Genomic DNA, 4087 nt, shown 5'->3' with positions numbered 1-4087 from the left:
AAACGCAGCTCCGCTCTACCCTTTTGCTTTGTCGCTTGTCTTATCGGCTCCGGTGATTCCACCTTCGCCGGACGCGCTCTAGGTTGGTTCGGGCCGGGTCCGCTCTATTCCACAGAGCCGACGACCACGCGGTCGGGCATCTCGATGGACACCCAATGCCCGGCGTGGCGTTCGGACTGGCGCTTGAGATAGGTGTATTCGGTGTCGGTCCACAGCCGCACGTCGGTGCGCAGATTGTCGAGCACGAAATCGCCCCGGTCCGTGCGCACGGTCAGCACCGCATGGCCCTCGCCGTCGGGCTTGCGCACCACGGTGATCAGCAGGCTCCCCGGCGGCAGGCCCTTGTCGATGAGCATCTGCCGCTTGAGCAGCACATAGTCCTCGCAGTCGCCGGCCGCGTCGGGAAAGGTCCAGACCTCCTCGCGGCCGTAGATTTCGAGGTCGCTCACCGGCTCGATGATCATGTTGACCGTCGAATTGACGGTCAGGATGTCGGCCCAGATCGTGCGGTCGACGGTGATCGGACCGTAGGAGTCTCCCCGCTTGGGGAGACACTCGCTTCGATAGGCGCGGCAGAATTCGAAATGGCCGATCGGCTGGGATGTGAGCCCGCCGGTCGTCATGGCGCCGGCATGTGCCATGCCGCCCGCAAAAGCCGGCAAGACCGCAATGGCGGCCACCCATGCAAAACGCGCACCCAAACCCCGCTCCCCTGCTCCGTCCCCGGCCGTTGATCGCCGGTTAACGAAAGGTTAATCACGGGCGGGCAGGGCGGGCAATGGCGGCGCGTTCACGTCTGCGAGACGTGGTTAACGGCCGGAGCGCCGTCCGGCGCCTGAAGCGCTCAGGCGACGGCCTTGATCGCGCCGCAACGGCGCATATCGGACTGGGCGCGCATGAAATCGAGCATGCGGGGCGCGACCTCGGTGCGGAAACGCGAGCCGTTGAAGACGCCGTAATGGCCGACGCGGGGCTGCTCGTAATGCACCTTCATATCGGCCCGAAGCCCGGTGCACAGACCATGCGCGGCCCTGGTCTGGCCGCGGCCGGTGATGTCGTCGTTCTCGCCCTCGACGGTGAACAGCGCCACGCGGCGGATCGCGCCCGGATCGACCGGCTCGCCGCGATGGGTCATGGTCCCGCTCGGCAGGGCGTGCTCGATGAACACGGTCTCGACGGTCTGGAGGTAGAATTCGGCGGTCAGGTCCATCACCGCCAGATATTCGTCGTAGAAGTCGCGGTGCTTTTCGGCCGAGTCGCCATCGTCGCGCACCAGATGCATGAAGAAGTCCTTCTGCGCGATCATGTGGCGGTCCATGTTCATCGACATGAAGCCGGTCAGTTGCAGGAAGCCAGGATAGACCGGCCGGCCGAAGCCCGGATTCGGGAACGGCACGTGCATGATGACATTGTCGCGGAACCAGTCCAGATCCTTTTCCTCGGCCAGCTTGTTGACCGCCGTCGGATTGCAGCGCGTGTCGATCGGCCCGCCCATCAGCGTCATGGTGGTCGGCGCGTTCGGGCTGAGGTGCCGCTCCATCACCGAAACGGCCGAAAGAACCGGCACGGACGGCTGGCAGACGCCGACAATGTGCACGTCCGGCCCAAGATGGTTCAGCATCTCGATCAGATAGTCGATATAGTCATCGAGATCGAAATGACCCTCGGATACCGGCACGGTGCGCGCATCGACCCAGTCGGTGATGTAGACTTCGGCCTCGGGCAGGAAGCGCTGCACGGTGCCGCGCAACAGCGTGGCGTAATGTCCCGACATCGGCGCAACGAGCAGCACCCTTGGGTCGGAAGGGCGCGGCCTGGCCAGATCGCGCCGGAAATGGATCAGGTTGCAGAAGGGCCCTGACCAGACGACGTTCTCGGCGACGGGCACCTGGCGGCCGTCGACCATCGTCTCGTGCAGATCGAAGGCCGGCTTGCCGTAGCGGCGCGTCGTTCGCTCGAACACCTCGGCCCAGGCGGCCATGGTGCGGCCGGCCCGCGTGCGGGAAATCGGATTGAGCGGGTTCTGGTAGAACAGCCTTGTCGCATCGGCGACGGCGCGCCATGGCTGCATGGCGGCATGATTGAACTCATACAAATGATAATACATCCGCTGTCCTCTCCTTGCGTGCCACGCGGCGGCCTTTGTGTGCGTGGACCCCTGGCTGGCCGCTTCTTGTGCAAGGCAACATCAAATCGATTTGCACGCTAACATCGCCTTCGCTCGTGCGAAATCGTGCTATTGTCTAGATGGACCCTTATCTCCGGCAAGTCACCTCACGGACGCTCACATCGACGGCATTGAAGCGTCACACCGCTTAAGGTCTCGTTAACGGAGGTTAAGGGATCGTAAGGCGGCATGACGATCAGTCCTCATGGCCTTCGATGACGATGACGTCGCCCTCCGAAATGTCCTGGCGGATCGCGCGCGCCCTGGCGTAGGTGTCCGAATTGTAGCAGGCGAGCGCCGCCTCATAGGTGGGGAATTCGATCACCACGTTGCGCGGGCGCGTTTCGCCCTCGCACGCGCCGACAACGCCGCCCCGGACCAGGAATTTGGCGCCATGCTCCCGATAGGCCGGCGTGGCGGTGGCGATGTAGTCCTTGTAGCGTTCGGGATCGTGCACGGTCACGCGCCCGATCCAATATCCCTTGGGCATGGCTGTCTGTGTCCCCTTCTGGCCGCCCCGGCGGCTGCACGCGCCAGCAAAGGCGCGCGCGCGGCCGAATGCAAGCCCCAAGCCGCATCGACACCCAGGTTTCGGGCGCGGCGCGAAAAGCCGGCGGTCAGGCGCCGGCCCGGGCCATCTCGTCGAGGATCGCCTCGGCCGCCGCGCGCGGGTCGGCGGCGGCGATGACCGGGCGGGCGACGACCAGGTGGCTGGCACCGGCGGCGATCGCCTGGGCCGGGGCGACCACGCGCTTCTGGTCGCCCGCCTCGGCGCCGGCCGGCCGGATGCCCGGCGTGACGACCGCCATGTCCGGCCCGACCATGTCGCGCACCGTCTCGGCCTCGGTCGCCGCGCAGACGATACCGCCCATGCCGGCATCGCGCGCCTGGCGCGCCCGCTTGAGGACGAGCGCGGCCGCGCTGTCATGGTAGCCGGCATCCGACAGGTCGTGATCGTCCATCGAGGTCAGCACGGTGACCGCCAGCAGCGTCAGGTCGCTGCCCCGCGCCGCCCTGACCGCCGCGTCCATGGCCCTGGGATAGGCGTGGACGGTCAGCATGTCGACGCCCGTCGCGGCAAGGCTCTCGACGCCCTGGGCGACCGTGTTGTCGATGTCGAGCAGCTTCAGGTCGGCAAAGACCGACTTGCCGGCCGCCTTGAGGTCGCCTGCGAGGTCCAGCCCGCCGCAAAAGGCGAGCCGGTAGCCGATCTTGTAGAAGGCGACCGTCTCGCCCAGCGCCTCGACGAGCGCCCGCGCGCGATCCGCCGAGGGAACGTCGAGCCCGACGATCAGCCGGTTCCGGACCCGCGCATGGGTCATGACCGCCCGCGTCCCTCGGTGGCGTTCTCCAGCAGCGAGCGGCAGGTGTTTTCGAGCATGCCGCGCTGGCGTTCGTCGACGGGCAGGCCGTCCTCGCCGAACGCGCTTGCCGCCCGCGATATGCCGGCCTGCTCGGTGACGATCTGCGCGCCGACATTCATCAGCACCGACCGGAGGTGGTAGAGCCCGCGAATGCCGCCGAGCGCGCCGTTGGATGCGGCGCCAAGAGCCACGGTCAGCCCGGCATAGGGCTTGATGTCCCGCGGCGCCAGGCTGATCCAGTCGACCGCGTTCTTCAGGAGCGGCGGGATCGAGGAATTGTACTCGGGCGAAGCGATGAACAGGCCGTCATGGGCGGCGAGGCGGCGCGCCAGCTTGACGGCGTTCTCGGGCACGCCCCTGTCGCTCTTCAGATCCTCGTCGACCAGCGGCAAGGCATAGTCGCCCAGCGAGATCATGGTGGTCTGGGCGCCCATCTCGGCCAGCACCTTGTTGGCGGCCTGGGCGAGAGCGACGTTGAACGAGCCGGATCGGATCGAGCCGGCGAACACAAGTATCCTCAGGGGCATGACGGACGTTCCGTTGATCGGAGAATCGG

5 protein-coding genes are annotated in these 4087 nt (G+C 66.5%); all 5 read right to left on the bottom strand.

The features are described 5' to 3' along the window. Positions 1–104 precede the first annotated feature (104 nt). Positions 105–641: a transglutaminase-like cysteine peptidase gene (locus AC5E6L_RS14565; RefSeq protein ID WP_491774247.1), complete on the bottom strand. Its 537-nt coding sequence runs from the start codon at positions 639–641 to the stop codon at positions 105–107. Positions 642–844: 203 nt separating this feature from the next. Beyond that, positions 845–2107 carry a polyhydroxyalkanoate depolymerase gene (locus AC5E6L_RS14560; RefSeq protein WP_491228872.1) on the bottom strand — a complete coding sequence of 421 codons (1263 nt, stop codon included), beginning with the start codon at positions 2105–2107 and terminating at the stop codon, positions 845–847. Positions 2108–2363: 256 nt separating this feature from the next. Beyond that, the gene (locus AC5E6L_RS14555; protein ID WP_491228871.1) at positions 2364–2657 is read right to left on the bottom strand and encodes a DUF1330 domain-containing protein; all 294 of its coding nucleotides are present in this window, start codon (positions 2655–2657) and stop codon (positions 2364–2366) included. A gap of 127 nt (positions 2658–2784) precedes the next feature. Further along, positions 2785–3489, bottom strand: a complete 705-nt coding sequence (gene pyrF / locus AC5E6L_RS14550; RefSeq protein WP_491228870.1) for an orotidine-5'-phosphate decarboxylase — start codon at positions 3487–3489, stop codon at positions 2785–2787. Then, on the bottom strand, positions 3486–4087 hold a 602-nt coding region (locus AC5E6L_RS14545; RefSeq protein ID WP_491774244.1), incomplete at its 5' end, for an NADPH-dependent FMN reductase. The genes pyrF and AC5E6L_RS14545, both read right to left, overlap by 4 nt.

It is taken from the genome of Roseitalea sp., assembly GCF_984466335.1.
This window is presented reverse-complemented; position numbering and strand designations above follow the sequence as displayed.